An 18790-nucleotide genomic window follows, 5' to 3' on the forward strand; every position below is an offset into this window, starting at 1 on the left:
CGAATTGTAGACTTTTCCTCGTCGGATGCGCATATTCAAGCGCGTCTAGAACCGCTGGAGAGTCCTTTCCGCCGGACCTTCGACTAGTGGGTCAGGGCCAACCCTTTGTGTAAATGAGGGTAAGGGAACCCGATGACTCGTCGGCGTGCCTAGGCGAACGGTCGCTGTCAATGGCGGACGTTCTATCCGAGGCCTCAGGATTACCCACATCTTGCAAGGAGAGTGGTGAATGATCGCTTGTAAACAGTCGGCGTCGATGTTAACTTTGGCCCATTCTGTTCGCAACGGTAGTCGGGATTGGTCGACGAGAACGAGACAGATGACTGGGCAAGTGCCGAATTTGGCGAGGCTGATCTGGGTGATGCGCGCCTGGCGCAGCGTCTTGTTGCGCTGGCTCGCCGACTCGCGTGCAGTCCGCAAGGTTCATTTCCTCAATCGCTCAAGCCGGCCGAACTGAAGGCTGCCTACCGTTTCTTCGATAATACGCAGGTCGACACGAACGGGATTCTCGCGCCCCATATTGCGCAAACACTTGATCGCATGAGACAGGTGCCGATCGTGCTGGCGATTCAGGACACAACGGAGTTCAACCTGTCGCATCTGCCTGCGACGGAGGGGCTGGGGCGCGGCACTGGCAACAATGAGCAGGGTTTCATGATGCACAGCCTGCTGGCAGTCACGCCCGATGGCTTGCCGCTAGGCGTGCTGGGCGTGAAGACCTGGGTACGCCCCGAAGCGGTGTTCGGCAAGAGTGCCCCCGCAGTCACGCGCCCGATCGAACAGAAGGAAAGCGTCAAATGGCTTGAAGGAATCGATCATCTCGCGGCACTCAAGGTACGTTGCGAACAGACGCGGTTTGTCTGTGTTGGAGACCGCGAGAGCGACCTTTACGAACTGTTTTCCGCCGAACGCCCCGCCGGAGTGGACTGGTTGATCCGCGCAACACACAACCGTGTAGCGCGTCATCCGCAAGGCTACCTTTGGGAAACTGTTCTGGCCACCACGCCCCTTGGCAACACTGAACTGCGGATACCAACCAGAAGCAAACTTCCTCAGCGCATAGCGCGACTGACGTTGCGTTGTGCGAGCGTGCGACTGCAATCTCCAAGAGCGCGCGCAAGCCGCCGCAGCCTGCCTGAGGTCGACGTCTTTGCGATTCACGCCATTGAGGATAATCCCCCGAACGGTGTTGAACCGCTTGAATGGATGCTGCTCAGTTCGGTGCCCACGAGCTCGCTTGAAGAAGTTCTCGAACGGCTGGCCTGGTACGCCAGACGCTGGACCATTGAGACGTGGCACCGTGTGCTCAAAAGCGGCTGCCGTATCGAGGCGCGCCAGTTCGGCACGCTCGAGCGGTTTGTGAGAGCGACTGCTCTGTTTGCCGTCATCGCGTGGCGCATCCTGTATGCCACGCTGCTTGCGCGAACGGGCACGCAGCTGTGCTGCGAAGTATTGCTCCAGCCAGTTGAATGGCAGGCGCTCTATTGCCATACCCACGCAACCACGCAACTGCCAGAGCAGGTTCCAACGCTGCAACAAACCATCGTGTGGATAGGCATGCTTGGCGGCTATCTGAATCGCACGCATGACCGCCCACCAGGACCGACAGTCATATGGCGTGGATTTCTCGTCCTGCACGAAATTACGAAGATGTATCAGCTCTTCAGGCAAAGCGGATAGCATGCTCAGTAAAAATGTGGGTAATCCTGAGATCCGAGGCGGGTCGTGCTTTAAGCCAAAGCGCTCACTGTCCAACGCCTCACTCGAGTCGACGGCGTGCGGCGTTTTCCCGGATCCGCTCGCACTGGTTTTGGGGGGAATCGGATGATCTTTGAGTTTGCAATGATCGCAGTCGACAAGAACGAACGCGAGGTGACGAAGGACCATTTACGGCTTGCGTTTCGCAACGTCGAAAAAACCTTTGAGCGCCCCGCCGGGAGCCGGGCGATGTGCGCGCTCTGACAGGACGCAATCAGGCGATGACCCACGGTTCGCGGGGCGCGGCACACCGGCGTCGCCGCTGCGAGCTACGACGGCGTGCAGGTCCCGAACAACACGAACACGTCGTCGCGGTTGACGAGCGTCACGGACATGCCGCCCGACTTAGTGTCGAGCGCGATGGTCCACCCGTAGCCGAGTTCGGTGCCTTGCATGAGCAACTGGCCTTCGCCGCTTTCCATGTACCGGATCGCGGTCGAGCGTTGCGACGACCCAACGATGGTCTTCTTCGCGAAGTTGATATGGACGAAATCCGGCGCGCCCAGGATCCCGGGCAGCGTTCGGAAGCACACCTCGCCGATGTCGCAGAAGTGCGCGTCGATCGTTGCGCAGAGGAGCGGCTTGCTGCCGTCGAAGTCCGCCCCGAGCCCCAGCGACGGCGCCAGGCCGACGAGGATCGCAAGGGCGGTGGCCCGCAAAGGCTTCGGCATGGTGTGACCTCCTTTTTGTCGCGGACCGTCTCGTGAGCGCGCGCTCCGCAGCTGGTGCGCGGGCGAGGCCGGCGCCCTGTCTACTCGACGGTGTAGCCGCGGCCGGTCATGCACGCCGCGACGGCTCGGTTGTAGGTCGCAAGCTGGCCGGAGGCCTGCTGATGCATGCCCGTTTGCTGCATTTCCATTTGCTGCTGCTCGCGCCGCATTCGCATGCCCATGCCCATCGTGCCGACGAGCGCGCCGATACCCGCGCCCTCGCCCCAGTGGCCGCCGGCCGCGCCGCCGATCAGTGTGCCGAACAGCGCGCCGCCCCCGGCCCCGCGAAAGAGGCCGCCGCGCCGCTCCGGCTGTGGCGGGGCGCTCGACATCTGCTCGGCTAGCGCGACCGGATCGACGCCGGTGGTCTGCTGCGCCCACGAGCGGCATTCGGCGGTGTCGGTTTGCTGCTGCGCCGGACTCTGCCCTCTCGCCGGATAGATGATCGGCTGCTGGGCCGCTGCCGCACAGCCGAGCGAGACGAGCGTGAGGCCGACTGACAGGCGGGCGATTCGTTGCATGGCTCAGACTCCCGTGAAGGTCGTCGGGCTTCGATGCGGAGCGCGGCGCGGGGCTTGCCCTGGCGTGCCGATTGCTTCGCGTCGAGACGCCGGCGTCAGTGATTGCCTATCTCGGGTTGCGCGGACTCATTCAGTGCATACGCGTTGCGACTCATAGAATCCCGAAAACGCGCAAAAGCCGCCGCAACGCTTAGTTTGGGCGTACCCACTTCGGCATCTTGGCAGTGGTTGCCGAACGGAAGAATCAAGTTTTCCCCAGCATCCACACTCTTCCAAGGGCGTCCCTGGTGGAAGACTGGCTGTGTTAGCTCCGTCGCTCGGTGCCGCCGCGATGCTGCTCGCTTTTCCGTTTAAAACTTTGTAAACCTCGTCCTTATCCATCTCGCAACTTTTTGCAATCTCCGCGATCGTTTTCTCTTCAGCCATGTTTTTAATTCGAGTGTCACTGCATGTCGCACCGGCTGAGGTCGCGTAAACCAATGCGGCGACGAGAAGGCCGAGTGCCTTAGAAAATCGAGACAAGAAGCGCTGTGACATCGAAGCCTCGAGGCTTGAGTGAAACACCGGCGCCAGAGCAATGAATCCGCCAGGCTTCGGACCACACAGCTCATAAGTGGGCACGTCATGGGCGCGCGTGGAATTGCTGCTGCCCCTTTCTGCCCGCATCAGGTCAATCAAGGGTAGGTTGTATGAAATTGCTTTACAAGCTGGAGACGTTGCCTAGGCTCTTCCCCGCCTGTGAGTCCCTTATCCGCTATGGTTTTCCGGGTCGTGGAAAGTTGGAGCTACTTCAGATGGAGAGCTTATGACGAATAGTCTGAGGCAGGTCGTGCAAACTTGGCTCGCTCGACTCTGGTGTGTCCGACACACACTCAGCTGTTCAAGGGCTTCGTCCGACGAACGTCCGCTTCACTTTGCAAAGAGCCATCAATGTTCCGTTAGGTCGACAGTCCGGATCGGGTCGGAACTGGGCCGTTCGAAATGACTTTGCCGAGCCTTCCCGGGCGGCGATAGTTCAGGGGGTGGAATGACAGGCGCAAGGCCTGTCAGATATGGGTTGCCACCCCTGCTATAGCAGATCTGTAGCACGCGAAACTTCCCCACTTACAGCAACAATCGGCAATTCCGCTGCCCTGGCTCGCGCGACAATTGGGCCATCAAGCGACATTCACGCGGTCACTATGAATGGCCGAAGACGAAACGCAAAGCGTTCACTATGTCGGCTCGCTTTCAGGCATCGGCAGATGCTACCGATGCGCCAGGTATCCGGTGCCTTTCCAACGCACTTGCCGTAACGCCCGACGAGATCGCGTCGTCATAGGGTCAACCTCTACCAAATCGTCGCTGCGGTTGACGATGACGACACCTATAACCGCTACTGGCCGAGCATGGCGAGCGCCTCGCGCATAGGCGCAAGCGAGATGCTGATCACCCCATCGAGCGGCGTGTTCATTTCCAGGATCAGAAAAATCGCCGCGGAAGCGGATAGCGCACCCAGAAGCAACGCTGCAATGACGAACCCGTTGGGTGAAGCGAACGTGCCGAACGCGCCAAAGATAATGGACAGCCACAACACCAGGATTATCAGAAGCGTTATGGGGACTGAGCCCGCCGATTGCAGCAAGGCCAGCCGGCGCACAGCCAGCACTTCAGCGGCAATCTGGATGGCACTCGCCTGCAGCTGACGCTGTGCCTCGGTGCGCGGCGAAAGTTCCTCCAGCTTGCGCTGAAGGCTTTCCATCTGTTTAAGTACCTCGGAGCCACGAAGTCTTGCAAGCTCCGCAGGATCGCGGGAAGCGAGTATCTGGATCGATCTGCCGTAGCTCTGCTTGATCAAGCCACGGACTTCCTGCGTTTCCGTTCCATATTTGGCCAGTACGCGATCGAGGAGAATGATGCTGGCAGCATTGCGCACAAGCTCGCTGTTCACCGTATCGAATGAACTCTTCGCCGACGAGATCAGCAGGCCAAGCACTAACGCGGCAATCGTGCCGATCAGGCCAGTTGCCAGCTTGACGACACCGATTGATTCCTCGCTAAGGTGGTGCTCCGGCAGCATGGCGCGCAGAAACAATCCAAGCATTGCACTGCCGAATACACAGGCAAACACGATCAAGGCGATGACGAGGTCGTTCACCGTTCAATCCTCCGGGTCCGCTGGCAAGGAGCAGTCCGGCATGCCTCGCGGCCTGATTTTCTCCTGCCACTGCCCTGGTGCCCGGTGTTCTGTCGCCGGGCCGGACGCTCGCCAGCCGGGCCGGTCAGGGATCATCGTTTTCCGCGAGTGACGACGTGGCTCCTGATTTCCTGGTGCGCGTCGTCCGCGAATGCACGATACCCCACGTCCAGGAAGTAGGGTACAGGTTGGCTGGGAATACCGATATTGACCTTTGGTCGCATGCGGCGGCGCATATGGGTCGCGTAGCGCATGCCCGATCATTCTGACTGGTTTGCTGGCGCTCAGCAGGGCACCAGTTGCTCGGGCCCTTCCTGCCCACAGACTTTCTTCTGCACATTACTCAGCGCGCTACCCCGCGATGCGCCGTTCGGCGGACGCACGCCGGCTCAACGGCGAGTGTATGGACCATATGGAAATAAACGGCGATGAATGGCCTTTCAAGTGTCACAGATCGGCCGAGCTTCGGACGTTCGCAGTCCAAAAGGCCGAAGTGGATCGAGATGCGACAGTTGGATGAAGTTGGCCCATTGTGCGGCGAACGCCTGACTGATCTGACGAGCCCGTTCGACCTTGTCACTCTGCAGGCAGATCGAAGTTACGCGAGAGAAGAATGGCATGGGTGGCCCCACACAATCGTTGGTTCCGCCCCCGCGCGAGCGTTGCATGATGTACCGCATCCCTTGCGAACTGGCACGCCGCAGATTCTCGTCTGCTACCGGGATGGTCAGCGCGCGACAATATCGGCCGATTGCCGGAAGAAGCGTCGCATGACGACAAACCGAAACGGGTGTTTCTCGGGCGCACAGTGCCGGCGTTGCATAGCGTGAAACTTCATGGTTCCGGTCCGGGGTTCCGGTATTCCCGTGTGTCGCTTACGCTGCCGACCTTGCTCGCGTGCCGTTGGTGACGTAGATTTTTATTGGGAGATGCATCAGGCGGGAGGAACTGTCATGGAACTGAGCGTAGAACGCGTCGATGTTTGGGCTGCTACCATCGAGGACAAACCGGGCGGGCTGGCGCAGGTATTAAGCGCTTTGCGGGATGCTGGCGCAGACTTGCAGTTCGTCGTCGCACGTCGCGCGCCGGAAGCATCGGGCAAGGGGGTCGTGTTTGTCGCACCGCTGCAGGGGGAACAGGAGATCCGTGCCGCGACACAGGTGGGCTTCAACGTTACCCCGAGCCTTCACTCCGTCCGTGTAATGGGCCTGGACCAACTGGGGATCATCGCACAGTTGACCCGGATGTTGGCAGATGGGGGGATCAACCTCCGCGGCGTTTCCGCCGCTGTACTTGGCACACAGTTCATTGCTTATATCGCGGTCGACTCGTTAGATGATGCCGAACAGGCAATCGACATACTACAGAGGGCCTGAAGGGCGGGTGCCGGACCGGGAACTGCTTTGTTCTATGCTTCAACACGACAGGCTGCGCGGCCGTGCGTGCACGTGAGCGCGAAGCGGCCGGGTCTCAGTCCGGCCATGTACGGACATTAGGCTTTACGCCATAGAAGTCCGCTCATAGGTTAGTTACGGCCATTGCCAAGGACGTCCTGATCAGGTGGTTGCACTAGAAAGATTGATGAACACGAATGACAGGTGGACTTTGAAGTCGCAACGCGGGCGTCGGTCCGTTTATTTCGTGACCATCTGTTCCAGCAGCGGACACTTATCGACGGTCTTGCGAATACCGGTGCAGATCGAGCGGCGCAGAACACTCGCTCAAGCAGATGGAATATTGTTTCCGCCTATTGGAGCGAGAGGCGGGAAATCCGCCTGGGCAGGCTCGATTCGACGTTCCCGCAACAGGCATCCCTCGTCCAACTGGTGCACATTGGTTCGTAAGCCAGGCGGGTCCGACTCACCTGCTCAGATGGGTCCGGAGAGGGACGAAAGCTAACCGGTTGCTCGTCCGGCGACGGACGTTCGCCTGACTTCCGACAGATAAATCAGGACCAGCGAGACCCAGACGATGCCGTAAGGAAACATGAAACACGTCGAGCGGACCCTGAAGAAGTCGACCAGCAAGCCAAACAAAATCGGCAGCAAGAGGAGATGGGCTATGAGTTCACATTGATGCTCGTGCTGTTTGCAATGCAGATCGTCATCGAATCTTGTTTTCTCTTCTTAGCGTGGGAGGCGGACACCCCGACCTCGGGCGCCGCGTTCCCAATATCGCACTTGGTCTCTTGTTGTCGGCTACGGTGCTTGCTTGCGACTTCGCGCTGCAGGTGCTGCCGTAACGGCGAAGGCGGGGAGATCGCATTCGTCAGTTGTCTTCCCGAAGACATCTATTGCGCTTTTCGACTTGAAGTCCAGCAGCATGCGACAAAATGCGCGTCGACAACCTTTGGTGAGCATCTATTCTTGAAACGTGACCCGAAGCGCGGGGACTCTGATGAACGGAGACGACAATGCTCAGCCCACATGAGATCGCAGCGCTCATGCTGCTTGAGACTAACCAGAATTCGAACAATCTGGATCTTGAGGATCTGGGTGCCTTGTGCGAGCGTCAGCTTGTTTCGCTAGAAAAGCTGGCCTCAGGATACGCACATGTGCGTTTGACTCCACAAGGCCGCTCAATACTCAGATCAGTCGGACGGATGCGCTAGTTTATGCCCGGGTTAGTGGAAATGACGCAGCAAATGGTACCCATTTGCTACGGCCTATAGGCGGAGAATGACATGCAACAACCATTAGCGCGAAGGGCGGTACAGACGATCATCCACGAGCATCAGCAGCTCTCGACAGTGGTCAACGGGATGACGCGGTTTGTGGACTCCTTGGACGCGAGTGCGCATGCGCCCGGACCTATGGTGTTGCGGGCCATGCTTTACTACATTCGGGAATATCCGGAACAGGTCCATCACCCTAAGGAAGACAAATATTTATTCATGCGCTTGCGATTGCGCACGAATGAACTGGACGATGTCATCGACGAACTGGAGGCGCAGCATGTACAGGGTGAAGCGCGGGTGCGAAATCTTGAACGTGCCCTGGTGCGATATGAGGTGGCCGGTGATTCAGAGGTTCCTGCATTGCGGAAGATGGTCGAGGAATACGCAGCGTTTTACGGTAACCACAGGCGGCTGGAAGAGGAAGTGGTTTTGCCCGCTGCGCTGCGATGCCTTACCACTGCGGATTGGATAGAACTGGATGAAGCGTTTGGCGCCAATCGCGACCCGTTCGACAGCAGCGAACTCGAGGGTGATCTCGACCATCTGTATTCAATGATCGTGAACACAATCCCGGATCACGTCGCGTGAATATACTGTTCAGATCAGTCAAAATGGAGATGGCGGGCGGAGTCACTTCGAAGCGGTTATGGAGGGAAACGACTGCGTGAGCCACGGATCGCGAAAGACGCGCATGCGGGGTTCATCGTTGACGGTCCCGGAGCCGATGCCCCTGGCCGACCGCCGTCTCCCGCGTCAGCGGGTTAGTTCAAGGAGGCAGTTATCACGGATTGAAGGCATCAGCGCATCTCGCCGCACCAATAATGATGATGGGTTGAATAGTAGTGCAGCGTTTGCGCCACGATCGTTACCTGCTCGTCCCCCGAGTTCTCGTTAATTGGGCAAAAACGCAGGTATTCCTAAGAGAAAGCGTGCGGCGGACCGCAGACGGTTGTTGCACGGATAGATGGAATCGGAGATAAACATCACAAAAACCAGCCCTTTACGAGGCGCGAAGGATGCTGCGCAAACAAGCCTTTTGGGAGTTGTTGAATCGGATTAATCTAGGAAAGGGTGTAATGAATGGGTGACCCGTGGTTATGTGGACAACTCCGTCTTTGGCGACCGCATTTTCGCCCGGAATGAATCGCGATGCAAAACAGTACAGAAAATCCGCACCCGCAGCATCCCGACCTTGACCTGTACCCTGTCGATCGGCTGGTCGAGGTTCTGGTTGAGGATCAGCTTAACGCCGCTCAGGCGGTCTGGGCTGTCCGCCTACGGTTGGCCGAAGCGGTACGTGAATCGATCCCCCGAATTGCGGCAGGAGGCCGTCTCATCTACGTGGGTGCCGGCACCTCAGGGCGTCTTGGACTGCTTGATGCGGTAGAACTGTATCCAACCTTCTCGTGGCCTCGGTCCCGCGCGATTGCTCTGGTGGCTGGCGGTGCCGACGCACTTGCCGATGCAGTGGAGGGCGCCGAGGACAACGATCAGCAAGGCGAGGCGGATCTGCTGGCTGTGCGGCCGGTAGCCAACGACGTGGTGCTCGCAATTGCGGCGTCGGGTTGTACCCCTTACGTGCTGGGAGCGCTGCGTGCGGCACGGGCCAGCGGTTCACTCACGATCGGATTCGCAAATAACCCGAACGCCCCGGTGCTGACTGCCGCACAAATCGGCATTGCGCTTGTGACCGGGGCGGAAATCATTTCGGGTAGTACGCGTCTGAAGGCCGGGACGGCGCAGAAGATTGCCTTGAACAGTTTCTCGAGTGCCTTGATGGTGGGATTGAACAAGGTATATGGAAACCTTATGGTCGACCTGCGCCCGGTCAATGCAAAGCTGGTGCACCGGGCCATCAGCCTGACCATGCACGCGACGGGCGTATCGGAGGAAATTGCCCGCCATACGCTTGTCTTATGCGGATATCAGGTAAAGGTGGCGATTGTGGCGCTCAAATGTGGCATTGATGCGGAGGCGGCGAAGGTGCGCCTGGCGGCGGCCAGGGGCAATGTACGTCAGGCCATGAGAGGGTGACAAAAACTGAAGGCGGGGGTAGCGGGTAATACGTTCGCGACGTCATTGAGCAACAGCCTGTCGGCGCACCGACGAGCTGTACGATGTCCTGCGTCGACGGCGCCGGGTTATGCCGGTCTCGACAACGAACTGTTTTACATGGACAAGACGATGATGGTGTTCGGCGATGCGAAGAAGGTGGTGGAGCACATGATGAAGGCGGCATAGCATATTGCGCGCCGCACATTCCAACGAGATCTTCCGCCAGTGAAACCGAAGCGTCTGACCAGAGAGCAAAGCAAGGAGCAGACGAGCGAACGTCTGCTGAATGCAGCGCGCGATATCTTTTCGACGAAGGGTTTCATTGCGGCGAGCGTCGAAGATATCGCGGCCACAGCCGGATACTCGCGCGGCGCGTTCTATTCGAACTTCGAAGGCAGGACAGATCTGCTGCTCGAATTGCTTCAGCGCGATCACGACGATGTCGAAGCTGAAGCACAGTGGATCTTCGATCGGTGCACCACTGGCGAAGATATGATGGCAGCATCTCTCGACTGCTTTCGAAGGCTGAACGACCTGCCCGAGTCGTATCTCTTTTGGATGGAAGCGAAACTGCAAGCGGCCCGAGACTAGCGGTTCCGCGCGAAGTTCTGCTCACTGTTTCGAAAGCGGCAGGAGCATATGGCGGGCGCATCTCGGCGATCGCAGAATGCACCGGAGCGCAGTTGCCGCTTGCGGCGGAGATGCTAGCGCTTGGCCTGGTGGCGTTGCGCGAAGGAATGCAGTCGCGCCGCTGACTCGTGCAATCTGCCTGACGAGCGGTTCGACGTGGTGCTGACCCGGTTCTTTGCTTTATTTTGTCAGGCTCCGGCGCTCGCCCGACAGACGGCGCCTCCTGAATTCGACGTCGGGTTGGCCGTAGGATCGTGGCAGGATTCGGGCGACTCTTCCGCAACGAAGAGGGTGCGATCCGGGATTGCGAGCGCAGAGCACGCGATGCGATTAAGGGCGGCTTTCCGCGATAGGTTTACGCTGCCGAGGATGTCGATTTCCATGATGGGCATCCACACGTCAGATTTCGGGATCGTCAGTGTCCCCGAAGGGGGCGTCGGGTCCATCTCAGTAAATTCTGGCGGTTTCTACGGAAAATAGCCAATACATCAATGACTCGCGCGGCTCGCCATCGTGCAATGTTCGCTGAACCGCGAACCCTTGCTGCGGGCGGCGGCTCGCGGCTCCGCGACCGCTAGATTCTGCATGAGAAGTACAATCACCGCATCAAGGTTTTTGCCCTTTTTGCGACTCTTCGTCGAGATTGCTCGAGAACCTAACTTTCTTGTGTGAGCCGTCGCACAGTGGCTTGTGGCTCGACTGACCGCACCGGCATAGCCAGACTTCGTTCTTGCCCGCGGCGATTGGTTGCCCGCTCTGGGTGGTAATCTGGAAGTCACCTGTGATGTGGTACGGGCCGTCATTCTGTGTTGTGATGATTGCAGTCGACATGTGCGCCTCCAATGAGGATGAATCGCGCAAGCCTGCGCAGCACCGGGCTCTCAATTGGGACAACCCGGCAGCAGGTCCAGTTTCAGTCTATATCGGGATGGGAAGAAGGTGAGCTGTTTCTTGCCGCGCGATCGTGCAAAGTGTGGCACCAGAAGCGCCACTGCGGCATCGTGCTGGGGACACTGCCGAACGTGTTCATCATGTCCGGGGTGCCGCGCACCGCGAGCAAATCAGGTTTTGACGTCCGCAATTCAATGAACGCGCTATTCGGACGGGAAGGGCGGTGAGGGCTACACGTTGCAGGCGGTTCCGTTAAAGAGCGGAAATGCGGAGGCGCAACGGACGCGACCAATCCGAGCTAGCTCCTGCGTCGTCCCAAGGCTAATTGTCGCCCTTAAAACGATGGTGAGAGTGTTTGAGGTCGTCATCGGGACGCGTGTTCCAGAATCGCCGCATCCTCGGCGTTGGCGTCTCTCAAACCAGTTAGCACGATTTTGCGTGAGCGAGGCGATACTCGTCGGTCTGGCTGCTCAGATTCCCGAAAAAAGGAAACGCAGTGATCCACGAAGTCCCTCACCCGCCTGGGCAAAGTACGACGATGTACAAATGCGATATCGAGCTCGGCCACGGGATCGGTCAACTCGTACTCGGGCAGCACACGCACTAAACGTCCGCTCTTCATATACCGTTGAGCGATGCACGTGGGCAAAAGTGCGATGCCATAACCGTTTAACGCAAGCTGCACGGCGATGCATTCATCCATCACGGCGTGAAGCCGTGCGTTGTGCGGGAGCGAAATCCCTGCTACTTTAACCGAACCGCATTCGGGATCCCATTTGCTTGCTCGCGTATTGATGAATGTATGACCCGTAAGATCGAGCGATGATGGTACGGGTGGACCTGCATCGAGATACGCGCGTGTTGCTACGAGCACTGAACTGGAACGAACGAGCGGACGGCAAATTGCAGCTGCGTCCTGAACCAGAAAAGCGGGATAAATTGCCGCATCATAGTTACCGTGTTCGAGGCGCAAAGGCTCGCCGGTTGTCGTTACCGCAACGCGTATGTCGGGCGTCGCCAACAGATATTCATCAATGAGCTGTGACAGACCAGTCTCGACCGCGAATGGATGGGCGGCGAGTCGAAGTACGCCCTTTTGGGTGTTGCGCTGCTCTGCAAGCCGTAACTCCTCGCGATCGAGCCGGTCCAGAATCTCCGCGCATGAAGCGAAGTACGCTCGGGCGTCGTCTGCGAGCGAGACGTGGCGTGTTGACCGATTGACCAATCTGGTGCTTGTATGCGACTCCAGGCTCGTGATCGCACGGGATAACGTAGCGGGCGACATCCCCAAATGTTTCGCAGCTGTCGTGAAGCTCTGAAACTTGATGACGGCGACGAACGCCCTAATCGAAAGCAGATGATCCATTCGATGGTTCCGCAGGAAGAAACTCCGGTTGCCGTCTCACATCCGGGAGAGAAATTTGGCGGTGTGTGTTGTTTGCGATTCACCTGTGTCAACACATCGGAGCGTCTGAATATTCCCAGTTCATTGAAAACGGATGTCTCTTCGCTCTGCAACCGTCGGGCTCCGGGTAGTGGGGGACGCCGCCCATACCTGCGAAGGGGGTACAATCCGCAAACTTCAAGCCCGCGCGATCCGTCGCTTTGTTGCTCGTCCGCTCATTGCCCATGTGGCCATCACTTTGCGAACTCGCATGTTGAATCCTCTGAAGAGTTGATGTACGGCGCGACGCGGGGGAGCGGAAATGCGAGCCGTCTGAATGTGGCATCATTCACCAGGCCGTGTCGCCGATGCGCCGCCTGATCGGCGTGGCATTTCGATGCAACCGGCAAGGTTCTCATCGTGCTGCCGCCGATTCAGGCTGGCTATCTGATAGATCGGGATAGGGCGAGAGCGGGTTACAGCAAAACGCGGCTTTTTTTCACGTAGTGGCTTCGCATCTCACGCTCTTATCCCCGCCGGAATGATTTCAAGAAGAAGGTCGACATGCTGGCGTCGATCCCAGACCGTAGTGCGCGCGCAAGGGTTCTGTCGCGTTAGGTAGGTCTAGACGGACTTTTCCTGAAACAAGTAGCAATCCTTATCTAACCAGCGAGTAAAACTGCTCTGCAGATGTCTTGTTCCTGCCATCGGCCTTCATCTGCCCTTTGGCGATCATGTGCATCAACTCAATGCCGCCGAGCAGGATGCGCGCACATCAGAACTTCTTCAATCCAATCATTGGCCGCGTGCGGCGTTTGATCGCGCGATGATCCTGCTCCACAATATTGTTGAGGTACTTCACCTGACGGATCTTGATCTGCTGCTCGCGCCTGGAGTTGATGTTGTCCAGTGCCGCCAAGTTCGCTCCGCTTCTGTCGATCGTCACTGTCCCGGGCTCGCCGTTGTACCGGATCGCTTTCTCAAGGTAACGCCGGGCCGCAGCCTTGTCCCGGTGCGCCCGCAGTAGGAAGTCAACGGTGTCGCCGTCCTTGTCGACTGCCCGGTACAGGTATGTCCACCGGCCGTTAACCTTGATGTAGGTCTCGTCCACCCTCCAGCTGCGGCCAACCGGGCGCTTGCGCTGCCGAAAGAGCTTTTCCAGTATGGGCAAGAGCTTAAGCGCCCACCGGTGAACCGTCGAGTGATCCACCGCCAGGCCCCGTTCGGACATCATCTCCTCAAGATCGCGCAGGCTCAGCGGATAGGCGACATACCAGCGCACGCACAGCAGCATCACGTCCAGCGGATAGTGCAGCCGCTTGGGCACTTGCCTGATCGCCGAAGTCACACCATCGTTCATCGCTCTAGTACAACATCCCTCAAATAGGTTTAATAATTGTCTGGCTGCAAATAAGGCTGCAGGAGCGTGACAACCAGTTGGGCCATTTCGGCGAGCGAACCTGAGCCAGGCAGAGGTTCCCATCGCCCGCTATGGCTACGAAAGGCCGCACCATAAAGATTGCGGCTGAGTTCACTTAGGCGTGCCACAACAGTCGGCTCCTGATTGTCCAGGCGTTTGATCAGCAGATGACGCCCGTAAGCCTGCGTGACCACCTGGTCGTGGCCCAACAATTCGCGCAGTTGACGCTGCAGTTCGCTTGCATGATGTTTCGCGGGTAAGGCAGGCATGACCGCTCCGGTTCAGGATGCGCCAGTTTGCAACGGATAGCCGCGGAAAGTCCATCTGAAGGGACGTGCCGTCTGGTTGCGCTCGCGGATGAACTGCTCTGTACGCTCGCGAAGATGCACCGTGCTGGTGTGGCTGGCGTGACGCAGCACACGGCGCGTATAGAGCCCAAACCACAGTTCGATCTGGTTCACCCAGCTCGCGTGCAAAGGGGTGAAATGGAAATGAAACCGTCCATCGTGCCGCGCATTGAATGCCTGCCATACGGCTTGGGCGCGATGCGTGTTCAGATTATCCCAGATCACATGCACCTGCTTGCCCGGATACGCGGCTGCCACACTGTCCATGAAAGTCACCAGGTCGCCCTGGGTCCGCCGGTCGCGGCAGCTTCCCAGTACCCGTCCGGTATGAACATCCAGCGCGGCAATCAGAGACTGAGTACCGTGACGGATATATTCAAATTCCCGGCGGCGCAACCGTCCGGCTGCCGGGGCGCGCCCTGGATGCTTGCGCTCGATGGCCTGGATGCCGGTCTTCTCGTCAATACTCAGTACCACCGCATTCTTCGGCGCCTTGCGGTACAGCTTGCAGATCACGTTGACCTTCTCGCGAAACGCCGGATCCGGACTATGCAGCCACTGTTGCACCCGATGCGGGCGAACGTCGCCAGCCTGCAGGATGCGCTGCACATGGCTGCGACTGATCTGTTCGACGATCCCTCGCTCGACTGCACGCGTCACAATCTCATCGAGCGTCGGCGTGGCCCGACCTTGCGCTTCCTGCACTTCACACGCCAGTGCGATCAGCTGCAGCCGCGTCTCCTGCGTGATGCGCGGCGGACGACCACTGCGCTCTGCCTCCCGAATCCCCTGCGCGCCTTGCCGCGCAATGCGCTGGCGCCACTGGCTGACGGTCTGCACGGACACGCCCAATTCCTGTGAGATCGCCGCGCTCGTGTAGCCCTCGTGAGCCATTAACGCGATGCGTGCCCGTGTCACATCGCGTTGTGCAGCCGTCGTGCGTCGGATCAGCGACTGCAGCTCCTGTCTTTCCTTCCTGGCCAGCTTCACTGGCGTTGCATGGCGTCCTCGACTCATACCGCCAGGATAAACCATGCAATCAATTATTAAAAGTAATTGCGGGATGTTGTACTAGTCGCATCGGTTTTCACTGCATCAACTTATCAGACAGCGTTGTTGCGACAGAACCGGACGATGTGGTTACGCGTTGACTGTCGGGTGAAATCCCGCTTCCACAACCACAGCGGCCTGACGTTCTGGCGGCATCGCTGAATCGATTTTCATGATTTTGGTAGTGACATCGATGTCGAGCTTCGCTGCCGGGTCGACGTTGGTGACGGCGCGCGTAATCGAGTTGGCGCACCCGTCGCATGACATATCCTTAACCTCGAATTCCATTTTCGCCTCCAGTAGCAAACCAGAACCTTTAGCATGAACCCATGGCAGGAAGATCAAGTGCCTGCGTGACGCGCCTGCTGCTGATTCGCGTTCGAACCGCCTAGACCGGGACCGAACGCGGAAAATACAAGGTGAAAGTCGTCCGTTCGCCATAGCTCGCAACGTCGACTTTCCCACGGTGCAGTTCCATGATGGATTTCACGATAGCAAGGCCGAGACCCGCATTTCGGGCCGAACCGTGCCGTGACGCGTCGACTCGATAGAAACGTTCGAAAATCCGGTCGACATGTTCCGGCGCAATTGCGTGTCCCTGGTTCGTCACTTCGACAACGGCATACTCCGGCGAATCGAACGACGACAGTTCAACGGACGACCCAGCGAAGGCATGGTCGAGTGCGTTTGAAATCAGATTGCTTACGGCACGCCTGAACAGAGTCCCATCCGCAGATATCCGGGCGTTCCCTTCTACAGCGATTTGCACGCCCGCTTCTTCGGCAAGACCCTGAAAGTAGGACGCGAGCCGGCGCAATTCGCTTTGCGCGTCAAACTCTGCGAACTTGACGAGTTGTTGCGCGCTGTCTGTACGTGCGAGGAACAGCATGCTTTCAATCATTCGCTGAAGTCGCTCACACTCTTCGATATTGGAGTCAATGAGCGCTTCGTACTCGTCGGTGGTTCGGGTACGTGACAGCGTGACCTGCGATGAGCTGATAACGTTGGCGAGAGGCGTGCGCATGTCATGCGCAAGGTCGGACGAAAACTGCGAAAGACGGACGAACGCGCGCTCAAGCCGGTCGAGCATGCGATTGACCGAGAACGCGATATCCTGAAGCTCGATTGGGCCGCCCTCGATATCGAGCCGTTCGCTCAGATTGTGAGCTTCAATCCGTGAAGTTTGACGCCCAATACTTCTAACCGGCGAAAACCCGCGCCGGGCGACCGCGTAGCCCAACGCGCCGACGAGTGCCGCGCCGACGGCCACCGCAAGCCAGATATCTATACGATAACCTTCCAGCAATGACTGGCGGTCGGCCGCCGTGCGAACGAGCAATACCCGAACCGAATCACCAGACGGCAACGTTTCATCTGCAAAGACACAGCGGGATGGACCAATGCCTGGCGGCTCACAGGCATACGGTGCGTTCGGACGGTGGGCAACTGGCGTAGCCGTCAGGTCGACGGACGACCTGTCCGAATGCTGAAGCAGCACGGCGCCTTGCCGGTCGAATATGGCGAGATAGACGCCGGGGTGGGAAAGCAGCACCTCGTGGAACACGGAGGGATTATTGCGCACGGCCTGCGCCGAACGGGCATCTCGTGCCAGTTGGAGAAACTGGCTGAGCTTGCCGCTGATTTCGATGTCATCGCGTCGCTGCAACTCGGTCGACAGCGCGTGGTACAGGAATGCGCCTGTCAGCGCGAAGACCAGGATGGCGACCGTTGAGAACGCCAGGGTCAATCGTTTGAGCAGGGAATACGAGGACGTACCGGTTGTCACGAGCGGTCCTCGAGCACGTACCCCATGCCTCGGACCGTGTGCAGCAGTTTTTTATCAAACGAGTTATCAATCTTCGCGCGCACGCGCTTGACGGCAACGTCGACAACATTCGTGTCGCTGTCGAAGTTCATATCCCAGATTTGCGACGTGATGAAGGTGCGAGTCAGGACCTCGCCTTGCCGCTCCGCCAGCAACTGAAGCAGCGCAAACTCCTGAGCGGTAAGGTCGATGCGGGTGTCGCCTCGCCGAACCCTTCGCTTGATGAGGTCGACCTCGAGGTCGGCAATCACCAGCACGTCCCGAACCCCGCGGGGGGCGCGCCGCAGCAGCGAGCGAATGCGCGCCAGAAACTCCGCATAGGCGAAGGGTTTTGACAGGTAGTCGTCGGCGCCAAGCTCGAGACCTTCTACCTTGTCTTCGACGGTGTCTCTAGCTGTCAGGAGCAGCACCGGGGTTTGCTTCTGCGCCCTGAGGCGCTTAAGTACTTCGAAACCGCCAAGTTCCGGAAGCATCACGTCGAGGACGACCAGGTCGAAGTTTTCGTGTAGTGCAAGAAAGAGGCCGTCTTTGCCGTTATCGGCGATGTCGACCGTGTAGCTGGCCTCCGTCAGTCCCTTGTGCAGGTAGGAAGCCATTTTCGGCTCGTCTTCGACTATCAGTATCCGCATGGGAGGGGGCGGCTTTGGGAGGCGTCGCCAGTAATGAGCATCAAATCAGTGTACTCAGCGTAGTGCCGGGAAGGTGTATCGAAAATGACGGGAAAATGACAATTCTTTCATCTTCGGCCAACATGAAAAATTGGTCATGTCCCGGCCACCCCTTCGTCACGTACTCGACGATAAGGTTCGAGGCGTGTACACGGCGAGCCGCTGCGCCCCAAGAGGGCGCGGGTACGCAATGACGCATTCCTGACCTTACAGCCTTCTTAATCTGCCTGCTAGACTTCGCAACCATGTCGTATTGGCGCAAATTTTTCGTCATTGTGCTGCTGATAATGAACCTTCCGGTTCAGTCGTTCGCGGCCAACTTCATGAAATGCGAGTCATCGCATTTCGTGGGTGAAATGACGTTCGCGCAACACGCACATGAGGCTGAATCGATTAACGGGCATGATATGCGCAGTATGGCGATGGCTGATAGACCTCATCACAGCCATCAGCATGGAGGCGCACATCATGCGCATTCTTGCGCGACGTGCGCATCCTGTTGCTTCGGTATTGCGTTACCTGCCGTCCCGACAGTGGCAACGCCCACCGTCATAGCTCACTTGGCGGTTCCGCTTCCTCCCGCGGCCGACGTCGTGTCGTTTCTGACTAGCGGCATCGAACGACCTCCCCGAACCTTTCTCGTCTAGTCCTTTGTCGCGGCCTCAGGCTGCGATGCGC

19 protein-coding genes and 3 pseudogenes are annotated in these 18790 nt (G+C 58.4%); 9 read left to right on the top strand and 13 right to left on the bottom strand.

The window, feature by feature from the left end:
* The first annotated feature begins 297 nt into the window (after positions 1 to 297).
* Positions 298 to 1680, top strand: a complete 1383-nt coding sequence (locus C2L64_RS20165; protein ID WP_090838341.1) for an IS4 family transposase — start codon at positions 298 to 300, stop codon at positions 1678 to 1680.
* Between the two features lie 347 nt (positions 1681 to 2027).
* On the opposite strand, the gene C2L64_RS20170 is transcribed toward C2L64_RS20165, so the two are convergent.
* The 3 genes from C2L64_RS20170 to C2L64_RS20180 form a co-directional block, all read right to left on the bottom strand.
* Complete coding sequence (locus tag C2L64_RS20170) at positions 2028 to 2429, bottom strand: hypothetical protein (protein WP_007587553.1); 402 nt, start codon at positions 2427 to 2429, stop codon at positions 2028 to 2030.
* 80 nt (positions 2430 to 2509) lie between these two features.
* Positions 2510 to 2989 carry a glycine zipper family protein gene (locus C2L64_RS20175; protein WP_007587551.1) on the bottom strand — a complete coding sequence of 160 codons (480 nt, stop codon included), beginning with the start codon at positions 2987 to 2989 and terminating at the stop codon, positions 2510 to 2512.
* 1375 nt (positions 2990 to 4364) lie between these two features.
* On the bottom strand, positions 4365 to 5126 hold the full coding sequence (locus C2L64_RS20180) for a bestrophin-like domain (RefSeq protein ID WP_007587550.1): 762 nt from the start codon (positions 5124 to 5126) through the stop codon (positions 4365 to 4367).
* A gap of 992 nt (positions 5127 to 6118) precedes the next feature.
* Here C2L64_RS20180 and C2L64_RS20185 point away from each other — a divergent pair.
* Both C2L64_RS20185 and C2L64_RS53295 read left to right on the top strand, forming a co-directional pair.
* A complete protein-coding gene (locus C2L64_RS20185) occupies positions 6119 to 6541 on the top strand; it encodes an ACT domain-containing protein (protein ID WP_007587547.1) in 423 nt (140 codons plus the stop codon).
* Between the two features lie 222 nt (positions 6542 to 6763).
* Positions 6764 to 7009, top strand: coding sequence for a hypothetical protein (locus C2L64_RS53295; protein WP_086910620.1), 246 nt, complete (start codon positions 6764 to 6766; stop codon positions 7007 to 7009).
* 51 nt (positions 7010 to 7060) lie between these two features.
* On the opposite strand, the pseudogene C2L64_RS54905 reads toward C2L64_RS53295, so the two are convergent.
* Positions 7061 to 7213: pseudogene (locus C2L64_RS54905) on the bottom strand (MFS transporter); the annotation flags it as partial.
* Between the two features lie 365 nt (positions 7214 to 7578).
* On the opposite strand from C2L64_RS54905, the gene C2L64_RS56295 reads away from it, so the two are divergent.
* The 5 genes and pseudogenes from C2L64_RS56295 (at position 7579) to C2L64_RS20215 (ending at position 10488) form a co-directional block, all read left to right on the top strand.
* Positions 7579 to 7776 carry a hypothetical protein gene (locus C2L64_RS56295; RefSeq protein ID WP_007732468.1) on the top strand — a complete coding sequence of 66 codons (198 nt, stop codon included), beginning with the start codon at positions 7579 to 7581 and terminating at the stop codon, positions 7774 to 7776.
* Between the two features lie 72 nt (positions 7777 to 7848).
* Positions 7849 to 8430 (top strand): hemerythrin domain-containing protein, encoded by a 582-nt coding sequence (locus tag C2L64_RS20200; protein ID WP_007587545.1) that lies wholly within the window; start codon positions 7849 to 7851, stop codon positions 8428 to 8430.
* A 561-nt stretch (positions 8431 to 8991) separates the two neighbouring features.
* Positions 8992 to 9876 carry an N-acetylmuramic acid 6-phosphate etherase gene (locus C2L64_RS20205; protein WP_007587543.1) on the top strand — a complete coding sequence of 295 codons (885 nt, stop codon included), beginning with the start codon at positions 8992 to 8994 and terminating at the stop codon, positions 9874 to 9876.
* A gap of 93 nt (positions 9877 to 9969) precedes the next feature.
* Positions 9970 to 10083: pseudogene (locus C2L64_RS20210) on the top strand (NAD(P)(+) transhydrogenase (Re/Si-specific) subunit beta); the annotation flags it as partial.
* A 39-nt stretch (positions 10084 to 10122) separates the two neighbouring features.
* Positions 10123 to 10488, top strand: a complete 366-nt coding sequence (locus C2L64_RS20215; RefSeq protein ID WP_007587540.1) for a TetR/AcrR family transcriptional regulator — start codon at positions 10123 to 10125, stop codon at positions 10486 to 10488.
* 227 nt (positions 10489 to 10715) lie between these two features.
* Here C2L64_RS20215 and C2L64_RS53300 read toward each other — a convergent pair whose 3' ends face one another.
* The 9 genes and pseudogenes from C2L64_RS53300 to C2L64_RS20265 form a co-directional block, all read right to left on the bottom strand.
* Positions 10716 to 10910, bottom strand: coding sequence for a hypothetical protein (locus C2L64_RS53300; protein ID WP_131542654.1), 195 nt, complete (start codon positions 10908 to 10910; stop codon positions 10716 to 10718).
* A gap of 223 nt (positions 10911 to 11133) precedes the next feature.
* A complete protein-coding gene (locus C2L64_RS20225) occupies positions 11134 to 11358 on the bottom strand; it encodes a CDGSH iron-sulfur domain-containing protein (protein WP_007587538.1) in 225 nt (74 codons plus the stop codon).
* A gap of 424 nt (positions 11359 to 11782) precedes the next feature.
* Complete coding sequence (locus C2L64_RS20235; protein ID WP_086910619.1) at positions 11783 to 12784, bottom strand: LysR family transcriptional regulator; 1002 nt, start codon at positions 12782 to 12784, stop codon at positions 11783 to 11785.
* A 676-nt stretch (positions 12785 to 13460) separates the two neighbouring features.
* Positions 13461 to 14162: pseudogene (locus tag C2L64_RS20240) on the bottom strand (IS6 family transposase).
* Between the two features lie 29 nt (positions 14163 to 14191).
* Positions 14192 to 14491 (bottom strand): hypothetical protein, encoded by a 300-nt coding sequence (locus C2L64_RS20245; RefSeq protein ID WP_086915002.1) that lies wholly within the window; start codon positions 14489 to 14491, stop codon positions 14192 to 14194.
* A gap of 12 nt (positions 14492 to 14503) precedes the next feature.
* Entirely contained in the window at positions 14504 to 15586 is a 1083-nt protein-coding gene (locus C2L64_RS20250) for an IS630 family transposase (protein WP_086915003.1), read from the bottom strand.
* A 123-nt stretch (positions 15587 to 15709) separates the two neighbouring features.
* The gene (locus tag C2L64_RS20255) at positions 15710 to 15907 is read right to left on the bottom strand and encodes a heavy-metal-associated domain-containing protein (protein ID WP_007589578.1); all 198 of its coding nucleotides are present in this window, start codon (positions 15905 to 15907) and stop codon (positions 15710 to 15712) included.
* 100 nt (positions 15908 to 16007) lie between these two features.
* Positions 16008 to 17405: a heavy metal sensor histidine kinase gene (locus C2L64_RS20260; protein WP_007589574.1), complete on the bottom strand. Its 1398-nt coding sequence runs from the start codon at positions 17403 to 17405 to the stop codon at positions 16008 to 16010.
* A complete protein-coding gene (locus tag C2L64_RS20265) occupies positions 17402 to 18073 on the bottom strand; it encodes a heavy metal response regulator transcription factor (protein WP_007589572.1) in 672 nt (223 codons plus the stop codon). Before C2L64_RS20265 ends, C2L64_RS20260 begins: the two co-directional genes overlap by 4 nt.
* 461 nt (positions 18074 to 18534) lie before the next feature.
* On the opposite strand from C2L64_RS20265, the gene C2L64_RS56300 reads away from it, so the two are divergent.
* Entirely contained in the window at positions 18535 to 18759 is a 225-nt protein-coding gene (locus C2L64_RS56300) for a hypothetical protein (protein WP_407671835.1), read from the top strand.
* Positions 18760 to 18790: the final 31 nt, after the last annotated feature.

It is taken from the genome of Paraburkholderia hospita (assembly GCF_002902965.1).
Classification (GTDB): Bacteria; Pseudomonadota; Gammaproteobacteria; order Burkholderiales; family Burkholderiaceae; genus Paraburkholderia; species Paraburkholderia hospita.